Annotated in this window: 21 protein-coding genes and 1 pseudogene; 14 read left to right on the top strand and 8 right to left on the bottom strand. The window is 61.5% G+C overall.

The window, feature by feature from the left end; all coding sequences use genetic code 11:
* The first annotated feature begins 35 nt into the window (after nucleotides 1-35).
* From C1A15_RS12725 to C1A15_RS12715, 3 genes are read left to right on the top strand one after another with little or no spacing between them, the layout of a single operon-like run.
* Nucleotides 36-1,028, top strand: a complete 993-nt coding sequence (locus tag C1A15_RS12725; RefSeq protein WP_245865023.1) for an LCP family protein — start codon at nucleotides 36-38, stop codon at nucleotides 1,026-1,028.
* A 38-nt stretch (nucleotides 1,029-1,066) separates the two neighbouring features.
* The gene (locus C1A15_RS12720; protein WP_101722918.1) at nucleotides 1,067-2,089 is read left to right on the top strand and encodes a glycosyltransferase; all 1,023 of its coding nucleotides are present in this window, start codon (nucleotides 1,067-1,069) and stop codon (nucleotides 2,087-2,089) included.
* Nucleotides 2,090-2,112: 23 nt separating this feature from the next.
* Entirely contained in the window at nucleotides 2,113-3,111 is a 999-nt protein-coding gene (locus C1A15_RS12715) for an LCP family protein (RefSeq protein ID WP_101722917.1), read from the top strand.
* Nucleotides 3,112-3,161: 50 nt separating this feature from the next.
* Here the strand turns inward: C1A15_RS12715 and C1A15_RS12710 are convergent, their stop codons facing one another.
* The 3 genes and pseudogenes from C1A15_RS12710 to C1A15_RS17350 form a co-directional block, all read right to left on the bottom strand.
* Nucleotides 3,162-4,274: a glycosyltransferase family 2 protein gene (locus C1A15_RS12710; protein ID WP_101722916.1), complete on the bottom strand. Its 1,113-nt coding sequence runs from the start codon at nucleotides 4,272-4,274 to the stop codon at nucleotides 3,162-3,164.
* A gap of 20 nt (nucleotides 4,275-4,294) precedes the next feature.
* Nucleotides 4,295-4,930: a cell wall-binding repeat-containing protein gene (locus C1A15_RS17430; protein WP_425430953.1), complete on the bottom strand. Its 636-nt coding sequence runs from the start codon at nucleotides 4,928-4,930 to the stop codon at nucleotides 4,295-4,297.
* 31 nt (nucleotides 4,931-4,961) lie between these two features.
* Nucleotides 4,962-6,914 (bottom strand): annotated as a pseudogene (locus tag C1A15_RS17350) (MBL fold metallo-hydrolase); the annotation flags it as partial.
* A gap of 310 nt (nucleotides 6,915-7,224) precedes the next feature.
* Here C1A15_RS17350 and C1A15_RS12700 point away from each other — a divergent pair.
* From C1A15_RS12700 to C1A15_RS12650, 11 genes are all read left to right on the top strand, one after another.
* A complete protein-coding gene (locus C1A15_RS12700; protein ID WP_101722914.1) occupies nucleotides 7,225-8,019 on the top strand; it encodes a LicD family protein in 795 nt (264 codons plus the stop codon).
* The gene (locus C1A15_RS12695; protein ID WP_101722913.1) at nucleotides 8,016-9,308 is read left to right on the top strand and encodes a lipopolysaccharide biosynthesis protein; all 1,293 of its coding nucleotides are present in this window, start codon (nucleotides 8,016-8,018) and stop codon (nucleotides 9,306-9,308) included. Before C1A15_RS12700 ends, C1A15_RS12695 begins: the two co-directional genes overlap by 4 nt.
* Nucleotides 9,305-10,423 (top strand): glycosyltransferase, encoded by a 1,119-nt coding sequence (locus C1A15_RS12690; RefSeq protein ID WP_101722912.1) that lies wholly within the window; start codon nucleotides 9,305-9,307, stop codon nucleotides 10,421-10,423. The genes C1A15_RS12695 and C1A15_RS12690 overlap by 4 nt, the downstream gene beginning before the upstream one ends.
* Nucleotides 10,424-10,447: 24 nt before the next feature.
* Entirely contained in the window at nucleotides 10,448-11,284 is an 837-nt protein-coding gene (locus C1A15_RS12685; RefSeq protein ID WP_101722911.1) for a LicD family protein, read from the top strand.
* Nucleotides 11,285-11,397: 113 nt separating this feature from the next.
* A complete protein-coding gene (locus tag C1A15_RS12680) occupies nucleotides 11,398-12,393 on the top strand; it encodes an extracellular solute-binding protein (protein WP_101722910.1) in 996 nt (331 codons plus the stop codon).
* Nucleotides 12,393-13,187 (top strand): ABC transporter ATP-binding protein, encoded by a 795-nt coding sequence (locus C1A15_RS12675; protein WP_101722909.1) that lies wholly within the window; start codon nucleotides 12,393-12,395, stop codon nucleotides 13,185-13,187. Before C1A15_RS12680 ends, C1A15_RS12675 begins: the two co-directional genes overlap by 1 nt.
* A 7-nt stretch (nucleotides 13,188-13,194) precedes the next feature.
* Nucleotides 13,195-14,796 carry an ABC transporter permease subunit gene (locus C1A15_RS12670; protein WP_101722908.1) on the top strand — a complete coding sequence of 534 codons (1,602 nt, stop codon included), beginning with the start codon at nucleotides 13,195-13,197 and terminating at the stop codon, nucleotides 14,794-14,796.
* A 30-nt stretch (nucleotides 14,797-14,826) separates the two neighbouring features.
* Nucleotides 14,827-15,723 carry a sugar phosphate nucleotidyltransferase gene (locus C1A15_RS12665; protein WP_101722907.1) on the top strand — a complete coding sequence of 299 codons (897 nt, stop codon included), beginning with the start codon at nucleotides 14,827-14,829 and terminating at the stop codon, nucleotides 15,721-15,723.
* Between the two features lie 174 nt (nucleotides 15,724-15,897).
* Complete coding sequence (locus C1A15_RS12660; RefSeq protein WP_101722906.1) at nucleotides 15,898-18,954, top strand: N-acetylmuramoyl-L-alanine amidase; 3,057 nt, start codon at nucleotides 15,898-15,900, stop codon at nucleotides 18,952-18,954.
* 190 nt (nucleotides 18,955-19,144) lie between these two features.
* Nucleotides 19,145-20,920 carry an NTP transferase domain-containing protein gene (locus C1A15_RS12655; RefSeq protein WP_101722905.1) on the top strand — a complete coding sequence of 592 codons (1,776 nt, stop codon included), beginning with the start codon at nucleotides 19,145-19,147 and terminating at the stop codon, nucleotides 20,918-20,920.
* 10 nt (nucleotides 20,921-20,930) lie between these two features.
* Nucleotides 20,931-21,908 (top strand): DMT family transporter, encoded by a 978-nt coding sequence (locus C1A15_RS12650; protein WP_245865021.1) that lies wholly within the window; start codon nucleotides 20,931-20,933, stop codon nucleotides 21,906-21,908.
* 5 nt (nucleotides 21,909-21,913) lie between these two features.
* On the opposite strand, the gene C1A15_RS12645 is transcribed toward C1A15_RS12650, so the two are convergent.
* The 5 genes from C1A15_RS12645 to C1A15_RS12625 all read right to left on the bottom strand — a co-directional run bounded on the left by C1A15_RS12645 (nucleotide 21,914) and on the right by C1A15_RS12625 (nucleotide 26,216).
* The gene (locus C1A15_RS12645) at nucleotides 21,914-22,375 is read right to left on the bottom strand and encodes an Hpt domain-containing protein (RefSeq protein WP_245865020.1); all 462 of its coding nucleotides are present in this window, start codon (nucleotides 22,373-22,375) and stop codon (nucleotides 21,914-21,916) included.
* 12 nt (nucleotides 22,376-22,387) lie between these two features.
* Nucleotides 22,388-22,993 (bottom strand): sugar transferase, encoded by a 606-nt coding sequence (locus C1A15_RS12640; RefSeq protein WP_101722904.1) that lies wholly within the window; start codon nucleotides 22,991-22,993, stop codon nucleotides 22,388-22,390.
* Nucleotides 22,993-24,219 carry a DegT/DnrJ/EryC1/StrS family aminotransferase gene (locus C1A15_RS12635; RefSeq protein ID WP_101722903.1) on the bottom strand — a complete coding sequence of 409 codons (1,227 nt, stop codon included), beginning with the start codon at nucleotides 24,217-24,219 and terminating at the stop codon, nucleotides 22,993-22,995. Before C1A15_RS12635 ends, C1A15_RS12640 begins: the two co-directional genes overlap by 1 nt.
* A 117-nt stretch (nucleotides 24,220-24,336) precedes the next feature.
* Nucleotides 24,337-25,626 (bottom strand): glycosyltransferase, encoded by a 1,290-nt coding sequence (locus tag C1A15_RS12630; protein ID WP_101722902.1) that lies wholly within the window; start codon nucleotides 25,624-25,626, stop codon nucleotides 24,337-24,339.
* Nucleotides 25,627-25,718: 92 nt separating this feature from the next.
* A complete protein-coding gene (locus tag C1A15_RS12625) occupies nucleotides 25,719-26,216 on the bottom strand; it encodes a universal stress protein (RefSeq protein WP_101722901.1) in 498 nt (165 codons plus the stop codon).
* Nucleotides 26,217-26,272 lie beyond the last annotated feature (56 nt).

Genomic DNA, 26,272 nt, shown 5'->3' with positions numbered 1-26,272 from the left:
ATCCCGACTACCTCGAGAAGCGCAAGCGCAAGCGGTTGTTCAAGCGTATCGGGGCGTGCGCGCTTGCGGTGCTGCTCGTGGCCGTGTGCGCTACGGGCGGGTACGCGCTGTGGTACTCGGCCGAGCTCGATGGGGCGCTTTCCCTGGGCACCGAGCAAGATGCTTCGGTCGAGAGCGTTCTGACGCCTGCAGAGCCCGGCAAGCCGTTCTACGCGCTCTTATTAGGCTCGGATTCGCGTGAGGGATCGGGGACGTCCAGCAGGGCTGATGAGTCGGGCGACAGTCAGCGCTCGGACGTGATGATCCTCGCACGGGTCGACGCTTCGAATCGGCAGGTGACGCTGGTCAGCATCCCGCGCGACATGCGCTACACGCTCGACGACGGAAGTCTGGTGAAGATCAACGAGGTTTACAACCTGGGTGGAGCCGCAGCGTCCATCAAGGCGGTTTCCACGGTGACGGGCACGCCCATCAACCATTACGCCGAAGTGCACTTCTCGGAATTCCAAGAACTCGTCGACAAGCTCGGCGGCATCACGGTCGATGTGCCTATCGAGCTGTCGTACAAGGACGCGCTCACGGGCGAGACGGTCTCGCTGATGCCGGGAACGCAAACGCTCGACGGTCAGCAGGCGCAGATATTTGCGCGCGCCCGTCATGAATACGGCGACAACCAGGAGGCAAAGCGCCAGAGCAATATCCGTCAGATTCTCTCCGCCATCATCGAGAAGGTGCTGGAGAAGCCGGTGACTGAACTTCCCGGTACGGTACTCGCTCTCGCCCAAAGCGTCGGAACCGACATGAACACGTCGGACGTCGTCTCTTTGGGCATGGCGTTTTCCGAGGGGGCGGGCGATATGACGATGTACAGCTGCACCGGCCCGAGCAGCGGGGATTTCGACGAATCGCAGAACGGCCTGTGGCTCTGCTACGAGAACCCCGAGGGCTGGGCGACGCTCATGGCGGCCGTCGACGCCGGCGAAGACCCGAGCGGGCTCGACGTGGAGTCCACTGCTATCATTCCGTAGCGAACACGCGGTTCTGCTTAATCTTGGAAGGTGATGCAATGCCGGACGTTTCCGTGATCGTCCCCATGTACAACGTGGCGCCCTATATCGAAGAATGCCTCTCGTCGCTGAAGGGTCAAACGCTGAAAAGCTTCGAGGCTATATGCATCGACGATGGATCGACTGACGACACGCTCGAGCTTGCACGACGTGCGGTGGGCGACGATGCGCGTTTCTCCTTCCTCTCGCAAGCCAATGCGGGCCAATCCGCTGCACGCAACAAGGGAATCGCCGAGGCGAAGGGTACGTACCTCGTATTCCTCGACGCCGACGACCGTTATGAGCATCGCACGTTGCAAACGCTGTTCGAGCGGGCCGAGCGCGACGACCTGGACGATCTGTTCTTCTCCGCCCGCACGATATACGAAGATGCCGCTGCGCGCGCCAGCTATCGAGACGACTACGAGAACCGCTGCAGCATCGAGGGCGTCATGACCGGCCGCGAGTTGATGGTCCGCTTCGTCGAAACCGACTCGTTCAGCGTTTCGCCGGCGCTTCAGTTCATCCGGCGGGAATTCCTCCAGGAAACGGGCCAGCTGTTCTACGAGGGCATCGTCCATGAAGACAACTTGTTCACCTGCGTGATGCTCGCGCACGCGCAGCGTGCGGCTTTCTTGAACGAGCCGTTGTACGTGCGTCGCGTCCGTGCGGATTCGACCATGACGTCGAAGCGGGAGATGCGGCATGTGTACGGCCATTTCAAGTGCGCTTACGAGCTTGAAGCGTGGCTGCGGGCACATGCGGGGGAGTGTTCGGAAGCGTTCTCGCGAGCGCTGCTGCACCACATCGCTTTCTGCTACGATCGGGCCGCGTTCGACGCGCTATCGCTCGATGGGGCGCAGCTTGAGGCGTGTTCCGACAAGCTCGCGTGCGACGAGGCGCTCTCGTTTCGGCTGCACGTGATCGAGCATGCGCGCGAAACCGGCGGAATTCGTAAAGAGTACCTCGAATCCACGACGTACAAAGTCGGTCGTGCTATCATGGCGATGCCCTGTTGGCTCAAGGAGCGCTTGGGCCGCTAGAGCGTCCGGTTCACACGAAAGGAATGGTTCACGTGAAATTGAAGCAGATCGCCCGTTGCGGGATCGTCGCTGCGCTTCTGGCGTTGACGGTGGCCGTCGCAACGGGGTGCCAGCAGGAGCCTGCCGCTCCTGTGGAAACCGATACGAATCTGATGCAAGAAGCCGTCAGCGGCGGCAAGGAGCCCGTCAGCCCCATCGACACGCCGTTCTATGTGCTGGTCATCGGCAACGACTCGCGCGTGGGGACCACCGAAGCGTCCCAGGAGATGTACGCCGACGGCAAGGGTCGCTCGGATACTATGATGCTGGCTCGTATTGATCCCAAGACGTACCAGGTGGCGCTCGTCACCATTCCTCGAGACACGGAGACGACCATTGACGGAGGGGTGTCCAAGATCAACGAGGCCTACCATTACGGCGGCATCGACATGGCCGTCGATCAGGTCGAAGATTTGACCGGAGTCAAAGTGCAGTACTACCTTGACATGAGGTTCATCGACTTCGAGAAGTTCGTCAACGAGCTCGGAGGCATCACGGCGAACGTGCCTATCGACATGCACTTGAAGGACATCGTGAGCGGCGACACCATCGAGCTCGGCGCGGGAACGCAGGAGTTGAACGGGCCTGAGGCGCTTGTGCTTGCTCGCGTGCGCAAGCTGTACGCCGCCGACATCGAGGCGTGCCGCCAGATCCAGGACCGACAGCTGGTCGAGGCGGGCATCAAGCAGGTTGCCGCCGATCCGGCCAACGCTGCCGCGCACGTGGACACGCTGATGGCCAACGCCAACACCAATTGGCCTGCCGAAGAGCTGGCTGCTATGGTGGCGGACTTTGCTGCGAACGCAGACAAGATCACGTTCCAGTCGGGAACCGGCCCGTACGTGGGCGATTTCATGGAAGAGCACGATGGCCTGTGGATGACGCCTCGCGACGAGGACACGTGGAGGAGGGTTATCGAAACGGTCGAGGCGGGCGGCGACCCGACGACGGTAGTCCCGCTTCCCGAGGTTGCGGCAGCGTAGGTACATGCGTAAGAGCGAAAGAGGGCGGCCGATCAGCCGCCCTCTTTCGCTTATTTCCCGCCTTCTCGTTTGCTCTTTTGCACGACGTACTTTTTCAGGGTGTGCAGGGTGAACGAGGGGCCTACGTTCTTCAGATTGTACATCCCTTGCTTGACGAGACCCCACACGTACGGCGCGCTCTTGACATACGGCTCGGGCATGCCCAGCAGATCGGCGTACATCCGCTTGCATCCGGGCGGGATCTCCGGATCGGAAAGGACCAGATCTTTGTCCATGCGTTCGAACATGCGCGTCGCGGCCGAGCGCACCTCCTCGTTCGTCGGATCCACCTCTTCGAGCACGCCCCCCAGGTACGTGAAGCCGCGGCTGTTGTGAGCGCGCAGCACGGCTTCGTCGCGCATGCCGAGGCGCTCGAGCACGTCCATCATGTCGTTCCAACGGTCGAAGGGCAGAAGCGTGTTGTTGAGCGCGAACGACTTCGACTTCTCGGGCGTCTCCTCGCGGTAGCAGTAGTAAGGCTTGTCGAGATAGGCGATGCGATCCGTCTGGCAGAGCGTCTCCACGAGGAACGGGTTGTCGGCCCAGCCGGCTCCGGGATATTCGCGGAAGCGGACGCCGCGCTCGTCGAGGAAGCTTTTGCGGTAGATCGCCGACCAGATGGAAGGATGGTGCGTCAGGAGGTGTGCCGCGTCGCGGATGGCGAACGGCTGGCGCGCTGGTTTGATGCGGCTGCGGTAGCTGCAGTTGATCTTGCGCTGCTCGGGCGTGTCGGGCATCCAGATACGCCAGTAAGGCGTCTTCACGATATCGACAGGCCGGTCGAGCGTCGCCGCGAAGGCGAGCATGTCGGCGTACATGCCGGGTTCGATCCAATCGTCCGGTTCGACGATGGAAATCCAGGCGCCACGCGCTTCGTCCAATCCGCGATTGCACGTTGCGCCGTAACCCTGGTTGGGCTTGTCGATGACCCGCACGCGGCCGTCGCGCTCGGCATAGGATCGCATGATGGCCAGGGAGTCGTCGGTGCTTCCGTCGTTCAGGCAGACGACGTCGAGCTCGCGGTGCGTCTGCGCCAAGATGCTGTCGAGGCATTGCTCGAGGTACGGCTCGGCGTTGAATATGGGAACGATGATGCTGATCGATTGACTGTCTATGTTGTGCATGAAGGCTTTCCTTTTCTAACCTAGCGATTGAGGCATGCGCCGGATACGTCGAACACGTATCTGGTGCCTTCGATCATGACGGCGCCGGTTGCCATGGTTCCTGTTGTGGGACGGAAATAGTACCATGACTCGAGAATTTGGAGCCATCCTGTGGCTATCTTCCCCGAATCGTGATCTAGCCAATACCAAGAATCGCCCACGTGCAGCCAGCCGGTCTGCATCGCGCCCGAGGCGTTCAGGTAATACCGATCTGAACCGATCTCGAGCCATCCTGTGCGCATGGCGCCCGAGCCGTCGAAATAGTACCACTTGCCGTCGGAGGCCTTCTCCCAGCCCGTGGCCATTGTCCCGGAGTCCGGGTCCAGCCAGTACCACGTGCCGCCCAGACCGAGCCAGCCAGTCGCCATCGCCCCCGAACCCGTGAGGTAGTACCAGGTCGAGCCGAGTTTCGTCCAGCCGGTCTGCATGGCCCCCGAGCCGCTGAAGTAGTACCACTTCCCATCCGAGGCCTTCTCCCAGCCCGTGGCCATCCTCCCGCTCTCGGGGTCCAGCCAGTACCAGGAGCCGCCCTTGCTCAGCCACCCCGTCTGCATCGCGCCGGAGCCCGCGAGGTAGTACCAGGAGGAGCCCTGCTTCAGCCAGCCGTTCGAGCGCATGGCGCCGGAGCCGNTCGAAGTAGTACCACTTCCCATCCGAGGCCTTCTCCCAGCCCGTGGCCATCCTCCCGCTCTCGGGGTCCAGCCAGTACCAGGAGCCGCCCTTGCTCAGCCACCCCGTCTGCATCGCGCCGGAGCCCGCGAGGTAGTACCAGGAGGAGCCCTGCTTCAGCCAGCCGTTCGAGCGCATGGCGCCGGAGCCGTCGAAGTAGTACCACTTCCCGTCCGAGGCCTTCTCCCAGCCCGTGGCCATCCTCCCGCTCTCGGGGTCCAGCCAGTACCACGTGCCGCCCTGCTTGAGCCAGCCGGTCTGCATCGCGCCGGAACCCGTGAGGTAGTACCAGGAGGAGCCCTGCTTCAGCCAGCCGTTCGAGCGCATGGCGCCGGAGCCATCGAAGTAGTACCACTTCCCGTCCGAGGCCTTCTCCCAGCCCGTGGCCATGGCCCCGGAGTCCGGGTCCAGCCAGTACCACGTGCCGCCCTGCTTGAGCCAGCCAGTCGCCATTGCCCCAGAGCCGGTCAGATAGTACCAGGTCGAGCCGAGCTTCGTCCAACCGCCGGACAGCATGGCCCCCGAGCCGTTGAAGTAGTACCACTTCCCGTCGGGAACTTTCGACCAACCAGTCGCCATTGCGCCAGTGGCGGTGAGCCAGTACCACGTGCCGCCCTGCTTGAGCCAAGAGCTCTCGGTTGCTGAGGCGTTATTCGCGAACCAGTACCAAGAGCTGCCGACCTTCTTCCATCCTTGTTGAACTTGTCGGAGTCCTTGGTAATAGGAAACGAATCGGGGCGTGTGATCGTACTCATGGAACGATATGCCGTTTTCCATCATGTTGAGATCCATGCCGTGCGCCGTGAACGTGGCAACCACGGCCTTGTGACCATTCTCGGCTGCTTCGGGCGCGGTGAAGTAACGGATACGAAGCTTATCGAGCGCCGTTGTGGCGTACTCGGGGAGGTTTTGGCTGTTCCCCGTTTGCACGGCGTACGTGGGGGAGAGCGCTGCCAGATAGCCGGGCGTGTTGGATCCGCTCAATCCATGATGGGCCAATTTGAGCAGATCGACATGACCGATGATCTTGGAGAGCCGATTCTCGTCTCCATCGTAGTTGTTAATGTCTCCTGCGAGGAAGGCGGTGGAGCCGCTCGCCTTCACCTTAACGCCCCAGGAGAAGTAGTTCGCATCGGGCACGGGGTTGAACTTGTAATCGTCGCCGTAGTTGACGATCTCGATGTTCATGTCCCCCAGGTTGAAGAAGGGGCTTCCCGTGGTCGAGGGGTCGGGGGCGTGCTCGTGGATCAGGTTGGGATCGGCCGACCGGATGACCGCGATGCCTTCCTCTGGCAGGGATTCGGAGTTGTAGGGGTCGTCCTGGTCGGTGGGATCCACGCCGAAGCGCTCCATCACGCCATCGGCGTCCAGCACGTCGGTTTGGGGCGCATCGCCGACTGCGTTCAAGTCGCTTTGAGCTTCGACGGGGCTCGGCGCTGGTTTCACGGGTGCGTTCGGATCCAGGTTCTGGATCAGGATGGCGCCCGTCTCTTTAGCCGCAGCGACAGCTCTGTCGTACACGTACTGGTTGTCCCAGAGGCGAGTTTCGTCCGATATGAATGAATCCTGATATTCGGCCAGGTACACGCGCTGGGGGTGGAACTCGCGGATGATCTCGTCGGCGGAGCCTATGTGATCGCTGTGGGGATGCGTGCCGATATAAAACTCGAGATTATCGGAGGTCACCCCGATGCTATTCAGGTACGCGATGACGATGTTTTCCTTGCCGCCGCCTATCGTGATACCCGGTCGGAGCGGGTAGCGCGGATCCGACCCGTCAGGATAATCGTTGTCCTCGCCCGAATCCACGATGCCGAAGCGGCCGTTACTCTCCAGTACGATGGCGTCCGTATCAGCGAAGGGCAGGATATGGATGCGCGTACCAGCGTTCGCCGCTTTGGTCTGGCTCTGATCGGCATACGCGACAGGCATGCTTGCGAAGGTCGGGGCTGCGCAAGCGGTTGCGAGTGCGAGCGCGAGCACGATTCGGAAGATGCCGAGGCAGGGCATGCGCACGGGGTTCACGGAGGCCTCCTTGACGATAGCGCGTAATGCGCACGGAGCCATCGTTTCGACGAATGGCTTGGATATTCTTCTCATTATACGATTTGGTCCCGGTTCTTCGGCAATCAACGCTAAAATAGGGCTTTACAATCTAGGAACCCGACGGGGTCGGGCGAAAGCGGCCGCTAGTCGCGCACTTTTTTCGATGACGAGGAAGAAATCCGAGGTAAGACTTGCCATGGAGCGCCTGACGATAGATGACATGAAGGAAATCCAGCTTGAGTTGATGGACGAGCTAGACAGGGTTTGTCGTGAGCAGGGCATAACGTATTTTTTGGCGTACGGCAGCCTTTTAGGTGCGGCTCGCCACGGCGGGTTCATTCCGTGGGACGACGACATGGACGTTGTGATGCTGCGTGCCGACTACGAGCGTCTAATTGCGGGGTTCGACGAATGGAAGTCGAGCGATCGCTTCGCCTTGGCGTGGTATCGGGACGGGGAGTCCATCTACTCATTCGTCAAGCTGGTTGACACCACCACGTGCGTGCTGGAGAATTTCGTCGACAAGGGCACGTCCACGGGTGTGTGGGTCGATGTGTTCCCCCTTGAGGATTTGAAGCCCGGCGACCGGCGTCCTTATTTGAAGAACGCCCTTTTTTCGCTGGTGCGTGGCTTCATCGTCGCCGATCCGTCGGTGGGATCGAGCGCATTTGTGAGATTCGTCAAACGTATCGTGTGCCCTTTCGCGCGCAGACTGGATGCGTTGAAGTACGCTCGCGCCATCGACGAGAACGCGCGGAATGCCAACCGGGGGGAAAGGTCGGACGTGGTGGCCGACATCGTCGGCACGGAAAACAAGATAGTAGAGTTTCCCAGAAGCCTGTTCGACCCCGTAGAGATGCCCTTCGAAGATCGGGTATTCCTGGCTCCGGCAGGCTATGAACGATTCCTGGAGCTGCAGTACGGAGATTGGCGGATGCTTCCGGGCGAAGAGGATCGGGAGATCCATACGTTCGAGGCGTATCGTCTATGAAGTTGGCTTCTCCCACGATACGAGACGTGCCGCCCTTGTCCACCAAGCAGAACATGCTGTGGAACTCCGCGGGATCTATGACGTACTTGGCCTGTCAATGGCTGGTCACGGTTCTCGTTGTAAGGTTGTCTGCGGGTTACGATGATGCCGGCCTGCTCTCTTTGGCCATGTCGGTTGTTGGCATCTTCGGCACGTTCGCGAACTACAAGATGGGCACGTATCAGATTTCGGATATCAGGCGCGAGAACGATCTTGCCGAATACCTGGGTTTCCGTTGCTTGACGCTGGGTTTGGCTTTCATTGCGTGTATGGTGTATGCCTTCCTAACATGCGCTCCATATGCGCTGACCACCATAGCACTTTTCTTCGTGTTCAAAGCCGTGGGCTTGCTGATTGACATCCTGCACGGTGCAGACCAGCAACATCGCCGTATGGACTATATAGGAAAGTCGTTCATCGCCCAAGGCTTGAGTACGCTCGCCGCGTTCGTAGCGGTTTTTTGGATCACGCGGAACCTGGACCTCGCCATCGTGGGGATGACCGTCTCGGCGCTTGGGGTCCTTGTGCTGTTCGACATACCGAAGGCTGGCCAGTTCGAGCGTGTCAGCTTGCGGCTGTCGCGAAGCAAGGCGCTCTTCTTTCTCAAGGTGTCGTTTCCCGCCGTGCTGGCCTCATTGGCCGCCAGCGCGATTTTCGCCATCCCGAAGCAGTATCTGGCCATGACCTCTGGGGATGCGGCTCTCGGCATCTACGCGTCGGTGGCCGCTCCTGCGCTCGTCATTCAGATGGGGGCGATGTATTTGTACGGCCCTCTCCTCGACGTCTTCCCGCGCCACTTCTTCGACGGGGATCTTTCGGGTTTTCTCAAGCTGCTGGGGAAAACGATCGGTGGGATCGTCTTGGTGGGGATCGCCTGCTCCATCGTCTTGGAACTTGTCGGATCATGGGCTTTGCAACTTTTGTTCGGTTCCAGCATCGAGCCGTACGTCTATCTTCTGCAGCCGATCATCCTTTCCACGATACTGACGGCATTTCTCTGGTTTTTCGGGGATTTGTTGATCACGCTGCGCAACTTCAAAGCCAATTTCATTGGCAACATCGTCGCGCTTGCTTCGGTGCTTGCGGTCACATTCCCGTTCGTGAACCTGTGGGATATGAACGGGGTTAGCTTTGCCGGAGCCGTCGCTTGCCTGGCGGGCGTGCTGACCCTTCTGGGATTCCTCATAGCCACGGTACGGCGCGGGCCTGATCGCGCGCACGGGGGCGATGGAGAAAGGACGGACGAATGATACGTGTTCTGCATGTCATTGGCGCTATGGATCGAGGGGGCGCAGAGACGATGATAATGAACCTGTACCGCGCCCTCGATCGAACGGAGGTGCAGTTCGATTTTCTGGTTCACGAACAGCGCGTGTGCGACTACGACGAAGAGATCGGGGATTTGGGAGGCGAGGTGTTTCGCGGGCTGCCTCGCTTCAAGGCAGTGAACGTTTCTACATATCGCGGCGCGTGCCGCAACTTCTTTTCTCGTCATCCCGAGCATCCCATCGTGCATGGGCATATCGGAAGCTGTGCTCCAGTGTACCTCAGGGAGGCGAAGCGGCAGGGTCGCGTGACGATCGCGCATAGCCATTCTCAGAAGTTTCCCCTCTCCATTACGGAATTGGGATTCAGGGCGTTGGCGTATCCCGTCCGACGCGTGGCCGATAACTTCATCGCCTGCTCCATGGAAGCGGGGATTGATCGGTTCGGGAAGGCCGTCGTCGAGGGCGAGCGGTTCCATCTGTTGAAAAACGCTATCGATGTCGATTCGTACGCCGGCGATTCTCTCGCCCACGAGCGCGCAAAGCGATCCCTTGGGTTCGCCGGCGTTCCGTTGATCGGGCATGTGGGCAGATTCGACCCGGTGAAGAACCACCTGTTCCTCGTCGAGACGTTTTCCGAAGTGAAAAGTCGCATTCCCGATGCCAAGCTGCTGCTGGTGGGCCGAGGTCCTTTCGAGGGCAGCGTTCACCAAGCGGTCGAGGATGCCGGCCTTGAAGGCGATGTCGTGTTCTTCGGGATCACCGATCGCGTGCCCGACGTGCTGAAGGCTCTCGATGCGTTCGTATTCCCTTCGTTTTCGGAGGGCCTGCCTATGTCCGTGATGGAGGCTCAGGCCGCCGGTGTGCCGTGCGTGCTGTCCACGGGGGTTCCCGAGTTGGCAGTTGCGGCTCCTTTTGCGGTCGAGCGGCTGCCTTTGGAGGCCGGAGCGGGAGCGTGGGCTGATGCGGTTGAGCGCGCCTTGTCGAAGCGCTTCGATCGGGCGGAAGCCGCGACGGCCGTGCGCCTGTCGGGTTTCGATATCCGCGATACGGCCGCTTGGCTCGAGTCGTACTATCTGGATCTGGTCGGAACCAGATAAAAAGCAAGGGAAGGTGCGAAAGAGGTGCAATACGAACAAGACGTGCTGAGGAAGCTGCAGCTTGCGGAATTGAGCATCCTCCGCGACATCGATTCGGTATGCCGATCCGAAGGCATACCGTACTTCTTGGAATGCGGTACGCTTTTGGGCGCAGTACGGCACGGCGGGTTCATTCCGTGGGACGACGATATCGATGTGGGTATGCTTCGACCCGATTACGAGCGTTTCTTGGAGGTTGCTCCGAAAGCGCTTGGGGAAAGGTATGCGGTGTGCGAGCCTCGGACGAATTCCCGTTGCGCAGGCATGTTCGCCAAGGTGTGGAAGCGCGGCACGAAGTTCTACACGGCGGAAACCATGGAGGCTGGAATCGACCAGGGCATCTTTGTGGACGTGTTTCCTTACGACGTCCTCCATGCCGACGAGAACGTTGCCGCTCGGCAGCTTCGACGGTGTCGAGCATGGCAAAGCGCGTCTTACCTGCTGCATGCCCGGCATGTGACCGTGCCTCACGGAGGCGTCCTCGGCGCGCTCGAAAAAGGCGCTTGCTCGGTTGCCCACGTGGGTGCAAAGGCGTTTTTGAGCCACGAGCGCGTCGTGGAGTCGTTCGAGTCTTGGGCGCTTCGAGGTGCGGATAGCCCCGGCAGCGATTACATGAGCATGGCGTACGTCACCGAGTCGGCTTTTCCTGCGGACGTGCTTGCGCCTGGTCGCGAGATACTGTTCGAGGGGCTCTCGTTTCCCGTTCCCGCTCGAGCCGAGTCTTATCTCGAGAGGGTTTACGGTTCGAACTGGAAGGAGCTGCCTCCGATGGAAGCCCGTCGCAACCATGCTCCAATCGAACTCGACTTCGGAAGCCGTTAGACTCCGCCCGAATGTTTCGGGTATGTTCAAAACGTACATCTGCTTTACAGTATTGAACAAATCGACTATGCTTTCTTCTGCTATTCGATAAAGTCGATGGGGAAGCGAAGCGTATGGTCGCGGCAATTTCACGAAGAAGGTTCTGCTGGGTTGCCGCGGGCGCGCTAGCCGTCTTCGCGCTGCCAGGGTGCAGCTCGGTGGGCGGCAGCACCGTCGTCATCTACTCGTGTGCCGAAGGGGTGCGCAACGAGGTGCTGCTCACGGCCCTGCACGAACGTTTTCCCGCATATGACATTCGCTTGCATTACGTCCCTACGGGCAATTGCGCCGCAAAGCTCAAGATGGAGGGCGCACAGTCGGAAGCGGACATCGTGCTCGATCTTGAGGGCGGTTACATCAAGCAGGTGCAAGAACAGCTCGAGGAACTTCCCGCCGATGACGCGGCGCGCTACTGCGCCGATTTGCTCGACCCCGACAACCGGTACTTCCCGTTTGCGCGAGAAAGCGCGTGCATCGCGGTCAACGAATCCACGCTGTCGGAACGCGGGCTGGAAGCGCCTCGGAGCTACGAGGATCTGACCGATGCGATGTACAAGGGGCTCGTCTCTATGCCGAATCCCAGATCGTCCGGCACGGGCTACAACTTCGTCAAGAGCCTGGTGAACGCATGGGGCGAAGACGAGGCGTTCGCCTACTTCGACCGCCTAGCCGAGAACGTGTACCAATTCACTTCGTCGGGATCGGGTCCAGTGAACGCGCTCGTGCAGGGCGAGGCCGCCATCGGCCTCGGCATGACGTTCCAAACGGTGTCCGAGATCAACCAAGGCGTGCCGCTTCGTCCGCTGTTCTTCGAGGAAGGCGCGCCGTGGGCCGTCTACGGTCTCGGCATCGTGCGCGGCAAGGGCGATCGTCCGGTCGTGCGCGAGGTGTTCGACTGGCTGGCTACCGAAGGCGTGAAAATCGACAACCAAACGTACGTGCCCGACCAGGTTCTCGTCGACTTCAAGGCCGAGATCCCGAACTATCCGGCCGACATCGCGTACGCCGACATGACGGGTATCACCGACCCCGACGAGAAGCAGAGGCTGCTGGGAAGATGGAAGTACTGATGACGAACGAACGTAAGGTGCAGGCGGCAGACGAGGCGCTCGAGAAGCTGTCCGCGCGCGGCCTCGTGAAGCGATTCGACGGCAAGGAGGTGCTGCATGCGCTCGATTTCGACGTGTTCGACGGCGAGTTCCTCTCCATCCTCGGGCCGTCGGGCTGCGGAAAGACCACCACGCTACGCATCCTCATCGGCCTGCTGATGCCCGACGAGGGCACGCTCACCCTCGGGGGCCGCGACATCACGACGGCGCCTCCCGACGCGCGCGGCATGGGCATCGTGTTCCAGAACTACGCGCTGTTCGAGAACATGACCGTGCGCGGCAACGTTGAGTACGCGCTGAAGTTCAAGCCCGGATTGAAGGCGCGGCGCCGCGAGATCGCCCAGCGCGTGCTCGAGCAGCTCGGCATGGCCGAGCATATCGACAAGAGCGTGCGCCAGCTCTCCGGCGGCCAGCAGCAGCGCGTGTCCATCGCCCGCACGCTGGCGCTCAATCCCGATGTCATCCTGTTCGACGAGCCTATGAGCGCGCTCGATGTGGAAACCCGTTTGTCGTTGCGCCTCGAGCTCAAGCGCATCCAGCGTGAATTCGGCACGACGATGGTGTACATCACGCACGACCAAGAGGAGGCGTTCGCGCTGTCCGACCGGGTGATGGTGATGGGGGACGGTCGCATCCACCAGCTGGCGGCGCCCGACGAGATCATCTCGAGCCCGGCAGACGAGTACGTGTCCGATTTCGTGGTGAAGAACCTGCGGATCAAGATGGATTCGCTCGCCCGCTTCATGGATCGGTAGGGAAGCGGTGAATCGGGCAGGGAAACTCAACCTCACGCGCGTTGTGCTCGCGGCCTTCTTCCTGGTTGCGGCCGTGTTGCCGCTTGTCGGCATGTTCTCGAGGCTTGCGAGTCCCGGCGCGCGCGACGTGTTCGGAACCGAGCAGTTCGCCGTCGCATGCCTCAATTCGGCGGCCGTGGCGCTGACGTCGACGGCCATCTCGTTGGCGTTCGCGCTAGCCATGTCGTGGGTGCTCTGCCGCACGAACGTGCGGGCGAAGGGGGTCATCGCCGTTATCATGACGCTGCCGATGCTCATCCCGTCGCTCGCCCTCGGTATGGGCCTCGTGTTTCTGCTCGGCTCGAACGGCGTCATCACGAACGCGTTCGGGCTCGATTTCTCGCTGTACGGGTTCTGGGGCATCGTGATGGGGTCGGTCCTGTACTCGTTCCCTTCGGCGTTCTTGCTGCTGTACGACGTGCTCAAGTACGAGGACGCTTCGCCTTACGAGGCGGCGGACGTGCTGGGCATCCCGAAGGCCAACCAGTTTCTCAGCATCACGCTGCCGTACCTGCGCAAGCCGCTCATCTCGGCCGTGTTCGCCACGTTCACCCTCGTGGTAACCGACTACGGCGTGCCGCTCATGGTGGGCGGCAAGACCGTGACCCTGCCGGTGCTCATGTACCAGGAGGTCATCGGCCTGCTGAACTACGATACGGGCGTGGCTATCGGTTTCGTGCTGCTCATCCCGGCCATCGTCGCGTTTTTGGTCGACGTGCTCAACGCCGACAAGGGCAAAGGGTCGTTCGTGTCCAAGCGGTTCGATATCGCGCGTAGCGCCGTGCGGGACGCCGCGGGCTATGCTCTTGCTGCCATCGTGTCGATCGCCATCATCCTGCCCCTCGGCTCCTTCGTGCTCGTCTCGTTCGTGAAGAAGTACCCTGTCGATCTGACGGCGACGTTCGACAACATTGGTCGCGCGCTCAATATGAACGCAGGCGACTACTGGCTCAACTCCATCGTCATCGCATGCCTCGTCGCGCTCGTCGGCACGGCGCTCGCGTACTTCGCTGCGTACATCACTGCACGCATGGGCGGCCGCTTCGCGAAGCTTCTCCACCTCGTGTGCATCACGACGCTGGCCATTCCCGGCCTCGTGCTCGGGTTGTCGTACGTGCTGTTCTTCAAGGGATCGATCCTGTACGGCACGCTGGCGATCCTTGTGCTGGTGAACCTCGTCCACTTCTTCGCCTCGCCGTACCTCATGGCGTACAACTCGCTGGGGAAGGCGAACGAGAACCTCGAGGCCGTGGGCTCTACCATGGGCATAGGGCGTGCGAGCATCCTCAAAGACGTGCTCATCCCCCAGACGATGGACACGATCATTGAGATGGCAGGCTATTTCTTCGTGAACTGCATGGTCACCATCTCGGCGGTGGCCTTCCTCGCCACGACGCTCGACATGCCGCTCGCGCTGCTCATCACCGATCTGGACGCGCAGCGTTTGACCGAATGCGCCGCGTTCGTGTCGCTGATCATACTTGCAACGAACATCGCCTCGAAGCTGCTGCTCGCAGGCGTGAAGAAGGCAATCCACCGCGCGGAGGCCGCAACGGCACAGGCGGCCTGACGGGCCCTGCGCTTCGAACGAGAGGAAACCATGGAACGTTCGCTCGATTTGAAAGACTTCAAGATCCTGACGGCGCTCGAGGCGCGCGTCGACGAGGCGCTCACGCAGCGCGAGATCGCCGCGGCGGCCGACTTGTCCGTGGGCACGGTGAACAAGGCGATGGCCGACCTGCACGAGCGCGGCTTCGTGCGCGAGGGGATGCTGTCGGCTGCGGGTTTGGAGGCAATCGAGCCTTATCGCGTGAAGCGCGCGGTGCTCATAGCCGCTGGGTTCGGTTCCCGTTTGGTTCCCATCACGCTGAACACGCCCAAGCCGCTCATTCGCGTCCAGGGTCAGCGCATCATCGATTCGCTGCTCGATGCGGTGTTCGCAGCGGGTATCGAAGAGGTGTACGTGGTGCGCGGGTATCTGGCCGAGCAGTTCGACCAGCTGCTGTACAAGTACCCTAGTATTAAGTTCATCGAGAACCCTTTCTACAACGAGGCGAACAACATCTCGTCGGCCGTGGCGGCGAAAGACCTGCTGGAGAACGCCTATGTTTTCGAATCCGACCTGTTGCTGTACAACCCGAAGCTCATCACGAAGTACCAGTACGCTTCGAACTACCTGGGCGTGCCGGTGGCGGTGACGGACGACTGGTGCTTCCAGACCCGCCGCGGCGTGATCACGGGCCTGTCGGTGGGCGGAACCGATTGCCATCACATGTTCGGCATCTCCTACTGGACCGAGGAAGACGGGAGCAAGCTCGCCGAAGACGTGCCGGCGACGTTCGCCATGCCCGGGGGCAAGGAGCGTTATTGGGACGAGGTGGCGCTACGCTACTTCGCTCGCAACTACGAGGTGTCGGTGCGCGAGTGTGCCTTCGACGATATCATCGAGATCGACACCTACCGCGAACTGCAGGAGATCGACAAGGCGTACGTGTAAAGGCGGAAGGTCCGACACTTTCGCTCATACATACAGCTGATTCAGCGCGTCCGACATACGCCATCTGTCGAGAGGTCTTCGGTAGGGGCTGGTTTCCTGATATACTCATCAGCGGCAATATTTGCGTCATCGCATCGTAGTAGCAATTGGCAGTTCGAAGTATGGAGGTGCTCAATGCACCAGGTTTCATTCCGATTGACCAAGCTGGCTTTGTCGGTCATGCTGGCTTTCGCGCTCGTTCCCGCAACTTCTGTGGCCGCAATAGCCGATCCTCGGATCTCTGAGCCGGCGTCCGACGCGGTCATCCAGCCGCCTTCCATCGATCAGGGCGTGCCGGAAGAATCTTCCGCTTCTTCCGAATCGCAGGAAGGAGAGGGCTCCGATCCCGCTGAGACGGTGGAAGCCGCCCAATCTGAGGGCGAGGCCGAAGCCTCGGCGATGGCTCTCGAATCCGATCGGCAGCCGGTCGGATTCGTGTACTTCGACGAAAGTTGTCCCAGTGCGGGCGGTTCCCAGCTCGTCGTGGTTGCGCTTGACGACGAGTCGATCGAACTGGCATCCGCAGAGCTGACGCTGACGGCTCCTTCGGGCGAGTCGATGAAAGCGGTCGCTTCCGAGTATGCGGGCAACGCGGCGCTTTTTTCAGTCGACGTTCCGGAAGAGGGCGAGTATCGTCTCGAGCGAATGGAGGGCGCATCAGCCTCCGATGGACGTGCGTTGTTCGTGGACCTGTCCTCCTGGGAAGGCGAGCCCTACGCGTTCACGGTGGCGGCGCCGCAGATCGAGGCGTTTGCCTTGCCTAACGACGACCTAGACGCTGACGTGTCCGTATTTGCCCTGACCGAGGATGGGCAGCTCGAAGAGGCGTCTTCCGTGGGCGAAGCCGTGGAGCTGTCTGCAGGGGCCGCCTCTGCGGCAGCGAGCCGCTCGGCTGCTCCCGCCGATCGCGCCTCGTCTGAGAAGTTCGTTGTGGCTTTGGACCCCGGCCATGGGGGAAGCGAGCCCGGAGCCTCGGCAAACGGTTTGGTAGAGAGGGATCTCACCTGGAAGATCGCGCAGTATTGCAAAGAAGCGCTGGGGGCGTATTCGAACGTCGAGGTGTTCATGACGCGTGGTCGTGACGAGCGGGTGGGGCTTACCGAGCGGGTGGATCGTGCGGTTGGCGCAGGGGCTAGCGTGTTCGTGAGCCTGCACATTAATTCCGGACCTGCGTCGGGCAACGGCGCCGAGGTATGGTACCCCAACGATAGCTCGTATCGAAAAGAGCTTCACGAAGAAGGAGCTCGGCTGTCGAGCAAGATCCTGGAAAAACTGACTGAGCTCGGCCTGACCGATCGCGGCATAAAGGTTCGCGATTCTGAGCGCGTGGATGGCGACGGTCCCTTCTACTATCCCGATGGCAGCATACAGGATTACTATACGGTCATCGAAGCCAGTCGCGAGGCGGGCATCGTAGGCATTATCGTGGAGCATGCCTTCCTCTCCAACAAGGGCGATAGCGACAAGTTGAAGAGCGAGGCGTTTTTGAAGGAACTCGGCTATGCCGATGCTGCGGGTATAGCCGAAACTTACAAGCTCTCTTCGGCATGGGAGTTGGATAATGGTCGGTGGAAGCTGAAGCTGTCGGATGGGACGTACGCCACTAGTTCCTGGCAGCAAATTGGAGGCAAGAAATACTGGTTCGGCGCGGATTCGTACGCTGTTTCCGGCTGGCAGACCATAGACGGCAAGAGATACTACTTCGACAGCTCGTGCGCTATGCGCGCGGACGGCTGGCTCAAGGACGGCGGATCCTGGTATTGGCTTTCGTCCTCCGGCGTCGTGCAGACGGGTTGGTTGAGTCTAGGCGGAACGTGGTACTGGCTCGATCCGCAGACTGGCAAGATGGCAACGGGCTGGACGACGGCTTCGGACGGGCATCGCTACTACTTCGAGGGCTCCGGCGCCATGCGCTCGAGCGGCTGGCTGAAGCTGGGGGGCGCCTGGTACTACCTCGCGGGCTCCGGCGCGATGCAGACGGGGTGGCTGAGCAAGGGCGGCTCCTGGTACTGGCTGGACCCCGAGAGCGGGAGGATGGCCACGGGATGGGAGAAGGCCTCGGACGGGAAGTGGTACTACTTCGAGGGCTCCGGCGCCATGCGCTCCGGCGGCTGGCTGAAGCAGGGCTCATCCTGGTACTACCTCGCGGGCTCCGGCGCGATGCAGACGGGGTGGCTGAGCAAGGGCGGCTCCTGGTACTGGCTGGACCCCGAGAGCGGGAGGATGGCCACGGGCTGGGAGAAGGCCTCGGACGGGAAGTGGTACTACTTCGAGGGCTCCGGCGCCATGCGCTCCGGCGGCTGGCTGAAGCAGGGCTCCTCCTGGTACTACCTCGCGGGCTCCGGCGCGATGCAGACGGGGTGGCTGAGCAAGGGCGGCTCCTGGTACTGGCTGGACCCCGAGAGCGGGAGGATGGCCACGGGATGGGAGAAGGCCTCGGACGGCAAGTGGTACTACTTCGAGGGCTCCGGCGCCATGCGCTCGAGCGGCTGGCTGAAGCTGGGGGGCGCCTGGTACTACCTCGCGGGCTCCGGCGCGATGCAGACGGGGTGGCTCGATCTGGGCGGCAAGCGTTACTATTTGAGCGAGTCGGGCGCTATGGTCACGGGAAAGGTCGCAATAGAGGGCGAGACCTACCGGTTCGATTCGTCGGGCGCACTGCTGCCGTCCGACTCCATCATGGGCCCTTCGCTTGTGACGGTGGACCAGATGGTGGCGCTCTTCAACGCTCAGGGCGTTCCTTATCCTGCTGATAAGTACACGTCGCGGGGGGCTGCCACCATCAAGGACTTTTGCCAGGTGCTGTTGGATCAGGCACGATCCGAGGACGTCCGAGCCGAAGTTCTGTTTGCGCAGGCCATGGTTGAAACCGGGTGGCTTCAGTTCGGTGGAGATGTGGACAAGAACGGCAAGGTCCAGTGCAACTTCGGAGGATTGGGCGCAACAGGCAACGGTGTTGCCGGCGACGAGTTCCCGGATGTGAAGACGGGACTTTTGGCACAGGCTCAGCATTTGAAGGGCTACGCCTCGACGGCGTCGCTCAACCAGCCTTGCGTGGACAAGCGCTTCGAGTATTTGAGCGGCAAGCGCGGCTCGGCGCCGACGGTTGACAAACTCGCCGGAACTTGGGCCGCGGATCAGACCTATGGCACGAAGGTGATGAATGTCGTAGACAAGGTTTTGGGCTATTGATTTGAGTCTGCAAGTCGACCCGTTGTTTTAAACGCGCTTTCCTCAAAAAGGCAGCGCGTTTTTGTTTTGTGTTCAAAATCTGTAAAACAGAACTACAATTGAACGGATCGTTCATATTCTGTACAATTTGATGAGAAATGAACGTTTTCTGGTATCGCCGATCGACGCTTTTGCGAGAGGATGCTTGAACTTGATCACGAAGAACGAATTTGCAGTGCTTGCCGCGCTTGAGCGCGAGCCGGGAATGAGCCAGCGTGCGATCGCCGCTCAAGCGGGCTTGTCGCTTGGATCGATCAACACGGCATACAAGTCGCTGCTCGACAAAGAGCTTATCTTCCAGGGGGCTTTGTCCGACGTCGGGTTCGAGACGCTCGTGCCGTACAAGGTGGACAACGCCGTTATTCTGGCTGCAGGTTTGTCGTCCCGGTTCGCTCCCATCTCTTACGAAAAGCCCAAAGGTCTGCTGCATGTTCGCGGAGAGATCCTGATCGAACGTCAAATCCGCCAACTGCGGGAAGCTGGCATCGACGATATCACCGTGGTGGCGGGGTACAAGAAGGAATACTTTTTTTACCTTGAAGAGAAATACGGCGTGTCTATCGTCGTGAACGAGGAATACGCTACGCGCAACAACCATTCTTCGCTCATGGTGGTACGTGAGCGCCTAGGGAACACGTTCGTATGCTCTTCTGACAACTACTTCGTGGAGAACCCTTTCGAGCCGTACGTGTGGAAGGCTTACTACGCGGCTCAGTTCCAAGAGGGTCCCACGAACGAATGGTGCATGCGCCTGGGCTCAGGCAACCGCATCGTCTCGGTCGACATCGGCGGCAAGGACTCCCTCATCATGCTCGGGCATGTGTACTTCGACAAGGCTTTCTCGCAAGCTTTCGCTCGGATTCTCGAGGAAGAGTACGATCTGCCTACGACGATCGATAAACTCTGGGAAGAGCTGTACGCCGACCATATCGCAGAGCTGGACATGATCGCGCGTGAGTATCCTGCCGGTTCGGTATTCGAGTTCGACACGCTCGACGAGCTTCGCGAATTTGACCCCCGATTCTTGGAAAACGTTGATTCGGAGGCGTTCGACAATATCGTGGCAGCGCTCGGCTGCAGCAAGGACGATATCCGCGACGTGTATCCTTTAAAGCAGGGTCTCACCAATCTCTCCTGCCATATCCGCGTAGGAGACGCCGAATACGTGTACCGCCATCCCGGTATCGGGACGGAGGGCATCATCGACCGTCGGGCCGAGGTGGTGGCTCAAGGCGTGGCGCGCGATCTGGGACTCGATCGCACGTTCATCACTGAAGACCCCGAGAAAGGCTGGAAACTATCTCGATTCGTCTCCGGCTGCCGTCAGCTCGACCCGCATGATCCTGTGGAGGTTAAGCGCGCAATGGAGATGGCGCGCCGTCTGCACGAGTCCGGTGCTGAAGTGGATCGTTCGTTCGACTTCTTCTCTGAGGGCAAGCGCTATGAAAGCTTGCTGGAGCGCAAGTCCGGTCGTATTGAGGTGCCGGGCTATGCCGAGATGGCTGCGAAGGCGGAAGAGCTCAAGCGTTTCGTCGATGCGGACGACGCGCGCATTTGCTTGACCCATAACGACTTTTTCATGTTGAACTTTCTGATCGATGGTCAGAACGACATGTCGCTCATCGACTGGGAGTATTCGGGTATGTCCGATTACGCAAGCGACTTCGGTACGTTCACCGTGTGTTGCCAGCTCAGCGAAGAGGAGGCTTCACGCGCCCTGGGTTACTATTTCGGACGCGAGCCGTCGATGGAGGAGCGCCGTCATAACTTCGCTTTCGTGGCGCTTGCTGGCTGGTGTTGGTACGTATGGTCTCTGCTCAAAGAAGCCGAGGGCGACATGGTGGGCGAATGGCTGTACATCTACTACCGCTATGCGAAGGACTATCTGGACAAGGCGCTGAGCTGGTATCGCCAGGGAAACGACTAAGGGGAGTGTCATGAAAGGTTTTGGGAGAATGAAGTTCGGCCTGACGAGCGGCTTGCTTTGGGGTCTCGACACGGTCATCCTCGGCATCGGCCTTTCGATGGGCCCTTTTGTAGGCACTGCGGAGGCGATTGCCTTCGCAGCCATCGCGAGCGCGGCCCTGCATGACATATTTTGCGCGATCTGGTTGTTCGTCTACATGGGCTTGCGTGGTCGTTTGGGCGATACGCTGGCGGCTCTCAAAACGCGCAGCGGAAAGGCGGTTATCCTTGGTGCACTGCTGGGCGGTCCCGTTGGCATGACGGGTTACGTGATGGCCATCAACAATATCGGGGCGGGTTATACTGCCATCATCTCGTCGTTTTACCCTGCGGTCGGCGCCTTCTTGGCCTTCGTGCTGCTGAAAGAACGTATGGCTCCTAAACAGTTCGTCGCTTTGCTGGCGGCTCTTGCCGGCATCATCGTCATGGGTTATGTATCTTCAGGTGGATCGGAGCTGGGAAATCCGATCTTGGGTCTGTTCGGTGCGCTGTTGTGCGTTTTCGGATGGGGATCCGAAGCCGTCATCTGCGCCTGGGGCATGCGAGATGATGCCGTCGATAACGAGACGGCGCTTCAAATCCGCGAGACCACGTCGGCGCTTGTCTATGCGATCGTCGTGTTGCCGCTGTTCGGCGCCTGGGGCTTCACTGCAATGGTTATCCCCAGCTTCGCAACGGGCGTGGTGGGATTGGCTGCGCTGGCCGGCACCGTATCGTACCTGTTCTACTATAAGAGCATTTCTTCGCCCATCGGCGCGGCGAAATCCATGGCGCTCAACATCAGCTATTCGGCATGGGCTGTCCTGTTCGCGCTCTTGCTGCAAGGAACGATCCCGACGCCGATATCCGTCGTTTGCTGTGTAGTCATCCTTGTCGGAACCGTGCTGGCTGCAAGCGACTGGAAGGAGCTGTTCGGTCGCGAGAAGGCAAAGGCGGAAGCGGAGGGATAGGACGTCTACCGCTGCAGCCCACCCAGCGCTTCTAGCACGGCTTCGTGGCTCTCGCGGAGCTCCGGCATGAGGGTACGGGCGCTTTCGAAATCGTCGGCGCGCAGCGCATCGGTGATGCGTGCGGCCAGGTCGTAGAGGCTCACGAACGACAAGTTGCCCGCGACGCCCTTGAGGGAATGGGCCTCGCGCTCGGCTGCGGCGGTATCGCCGGAGGCCATCGCTGCTTCGAGCGCATCGAAATGCGGGTCGTCCGCGTATTTCGATGCAAGACGGACGAACAAGCCCTCGTTGCCGCCGAAGCGCTCCATCGCCTCGGCGTAATCGATGCCGTACTTTGCCAGCTTAGCCGTCTGATCCTTCGTCATGATGTCACTCTCCTGCATGCTCTCTCGTCGTACGTCCGCGTCGCGCGGCGCACGACCATGATAGAGGGTGGAGGCCGCGCGCGTCGAGTCGGACAGGATCACGTTAGCCGACCGTTACTTCGCCGACGCATCGTCTTCCACGAACACGCCTTCCTGGTTGAACACGGCGGAGAACGTCTTGAAGAACACCTTCACGTCAAGCGGGAAAGAAACGTTGTGCACGTAGAACACGTCGAGCGCCAAGCGGTCGTGCCAGGGCAGCGAGTTGCGCCCGTACACGGCGGCGTATCCGGTGATGCCGGGCTTCACGGTGAGTTTGAGGTGCTCGTCGCCTTCGTAGAGCTCCGTCTCGCGGCGCAGGTCGGGGCGGGGCCCCACGACGCTCATGTCGCCTTTCAGCACATTGAGGAACTGGGGCATCTCGTCGAGCGACGTCTTGCGCATGAAGGCCCCCACGCGCGTCATGCGCGGATCGTCGGCTCCGTTGTAGGTGGAGCCGTCCTCCATGACGAGGTCGGGCGCGTTCACCCGCATCGAGCGCAGCTTGTACATCTTGAAGTCGCGTCCGCCAAGCCCCACGCGCGGTGCGTTGTAGAACACGGGCCCTTTGTCCTCGAAGTGAATGAACGGTGCCAGCACCGCGATGACGATCAGCACGAAGGGCAGCGCCACGAGCCCTACGACCAGGTCGCATACGCGTTTTCCGAACCGTACGTACATCAGCGGATGCCCTCCGCCTCGAGCTCGTCGTAAGCGCGCCCGAACGACGCCGTCACGTAGTCGACATCGTCGTCGGAGAGCAGCGTGTGCAACGGCAGCGTCACCTCGTTCTCGAACTGCGCGAGCGCGTTCGGGAAGTCGGCGATGTCGAAGCCGAGGTCGCGGTACGCGGTGAGCAGCGGCAACGGCTTGTAGTGCACGTTCGTGGCCACGCCGTCGCCCGCCATGCGCTCGATCAGCGCGTTGCGGAACGCCTGCGACTTGCCCCTCAGGCGCACGAACATGAGGTGCCCGCTCGATTCGCCGCCTTCGCCGTAGTGCTGCAGCAGCTCGACGTCGCGGTCGCGCAGGTTGCGCTCGTAGCGCTCGACGATGGCGCGCCGACGGGCGAGCGAGGCGGGGTAGCGGCGCAGTTGCGCGAGGCCGAGCGCCGCCTGGATGTCGGTCATGTTGCACTTCCAGCCTGGGAAGGCGATGTCGTACTCCCAGGCGCCCGCGCGGTTCTTCGCCAGCGCATCCTTCGTCTGGCCGTGCAGGGATTGCAGCATGAACTGGCGGTACAGCTCGTCGGAGTCGAACGCGCCCGCGCGCCACGCGAGCGCGCCGCCCTCGGCCGTGGTCAGGTTCTTCACGGCGTGGAACGAGAAGGCGGTGAAGTCGGCCACCGACCCGGAGGGACGTCCCCGATACGTCGCGCCGAACGAGTGGGCGGCATCGGCCAGGACGACGGGGCGGTCGAAGGCGCGCTGCAGCTCGGTCGCGGGGCTCCAGCAATCGCGCGCGGCGTCGAGCGCGGCGAATAAGCGGTCGTAGTCCGCCATGCGCCCGGCGATATCGACGGGGATGACGGCACGCGTGCGCTCGGTGACGAGGCCGGGCAGGGCGTCGTAGTCCATCTCGTAGGAGCCGGGCGCCACGTCGCACAGCACCGGGGTCGCGCCCACGTGGCAGATGACCGAGCAGGAGGCGGTGTAGGTGTACGCGCTCGTGATCACTTCGTCCCCGGGTCCTGCGCCGATGGCGCGCAGGGCGCACTCGAGCGCCGCGGTGGCCGAGGCGAACGTGGCGGCGCGGTCGGCCTGCGCGAAGCGGGCGATCTCGCGCTCGAACTCCTTCGTCTTCGGGCCGGTGGTGATCCAGCCGCTCCGCAAGGCGTCGGCGACCTCGTCGAGCTCGGCCTGGGTGATGTCCGGCGGGGAGAACGAAATTCGTTTCTGCTCAGTCAAGATTGCTCCTTGGTACCCGATAAACGGCGCACGACCTGCACGATCGCACGCATTCGACGTATGCAAGCTCCCTATTTTGACGCGCCGCGCCCGGTTTGGCGAGGCGCTCGACCAAAATCACAGCAACGTGCGCAGCAAATCCACGATCTCGCGGTACGCGCGGGGCTGGTCGAACTCGCTCTCGGCGACGGCGCGCGCCTTCGAGCCCATGATCTTGCGCAGCGACGCGTGCCCCGCGAGCTTGGCGATGGCGTCGGCGAGCGCTTCGGCGTCCTCCGCCTCGACGTTCACGCCGAAGCCGTCGGCGGTCACCTTCGCGCGGAACTCGGGGCTCGAGCCCGTGTTGATCATGGGGTTGCCGCTGGCCAGGTAGTCGCCGATCTTCGTCACGATGCTCTGCGCCGCCGACTTGACGAGCGAGTTCACCACGATGTCCGACGCGCACAGGTAGGCGGCCATCAGCTCGTAGGCCGTGTACCCCAGGAAGTCCACCGGGGCGTCGAGCTGCGCTGCGAGCGCCTCGAGCCTCTCGCGGTCGGGGCCGTCGCCCAGCACCTTGACGCGCACGGGGGGCGGGTTCGGCGCCCGTGCGTCGTCCTTCGACGCCGCGCGTGCGAGGCGTCGGCGCTCGAGCAGTGCAGCGGCCTCGACGAGCGTAGCCACGTCGTAGCTGGCGCCGAGCGTGCCGGCGTAGGTGACCCACAGCTCGCCTGCGGGCTTATCGACCTCGGCCGCGTGCACGCGGGCGCCTTCGTCGAAGGCGGCCAGGTCGTTGCCCACGTACACCGTGGCCTGGGGGTAGGGCTTTGCGCGGTCCTTCGCCGGGCGCGCCGCGTACTCGTCGGAGGTGCCGACGGCGCCCGCCAGCAGCTGGTAGACGCGCTTCGCGTCGCGCGAGAACGGGTAGAAGGCGACGTCGCTGATCACGGGCACGTCGACGACCATGCGCATGGCCTCGGGCCACAAATCGTTGATGTCCGCCACGAACGGGATGCCCTGCGCGTCGGCTGCTTCGGCGCACACGCGCGCGACGTCGTTCGGCGGGATCTCCGCGTAGATGAGGTCGTACGCGCCGGCCGTTCGCTCGAAGTGCGCGCGCAGGTTCTTCGCCGCGACGCGATGGCTGCGGATGCGCGCAAGGTCGAGGTTCTTCGTGTAGCCGGGCTCGTCGATGAACACGACGCGGTAGGGAAGGCCCTGGTAGCAGGCCTTCGACGTGTCGCGATGCGCCTTGTCCCAATGCTGGAACGACGACGTGACGAGGTCGACTTCGAAGCCCTCGCGCGCGAGCAGCTCCGACAGGAAGCGGAAGCGCGTGTAACCGCGTGTCTCGTCGCCCAGCTTCACCCCCATCGTGACGATGGCCAGATGCTTGCGTTGGCGGGTATGATGTCGATTGGTTTCCATAGCCAGGTAGTATACCAACTTATCGGGTCGGCATGCGCGACGGCCCGCGCGAAAGAGAACGCGGACCGTCGCGATGCGTCCGTATCCCTTCCTTACTTCTCGTCCCCGTCCTTCTTCGCCACGAGGACGGGGATCTCGGCCGAGCGCAGGACGCCGTAGCTGACGCTGCCCAGCATGCCGCGCAGCACGCCGAGGCCGCGCGAGCCCATGACGATGAGGTCGCAGCCGTGCTCCTTCGCGAAGTCGTTGATGCCGTCCACGGGCGACGGCGCGTTGACGGCGACGAGATCCACCTCGTTGGGCATGCCGTCGAGCAGCCCGCCGATAGCCTGCTTCATGTCGTCCTTCTCGCGGTCGAGCGCCGCGTCGACGAGCTTTTTGTACAGGTCGGGCTGGATGACCAGCGGGGGAGCGCTCTCGTAGGGATTGGCGTCGAGCCCGAGCGCGGGCGGGATGTCCGAGACGAATATGACGCCGACGACGTGCAGCTTGACGGCGGGATCCTCTTCCGCAAGGCCCTTGGCCAGCGTGAGCGCGTGCAGTGCGTGGTCGGACTTGTCGAACGGCACGAGGATGTTGGTGAACTTCATAGGGTACCTCCTGATCGTCGCTGATCGGATAGCTAAAGTATAGCACGCGCCGCTCG

The sequence above is a fragment of the Eggerthella timonensis genome, assembly GCF_900184265.1.
In the GTDB taxonomy this organism is placed as follows: domain Bacteria; phylum Actinomycetota; class Coriobacteriia; order Coriobacteriales; family Eggerthellaceae; genus Eggerthella; species Eggerthella timonensis.
The sequence above is the reverse complement of the archived record's forward strand: the minus strand, read 5'-3'. Positions and strand labels throughout refer to the sequence as shown.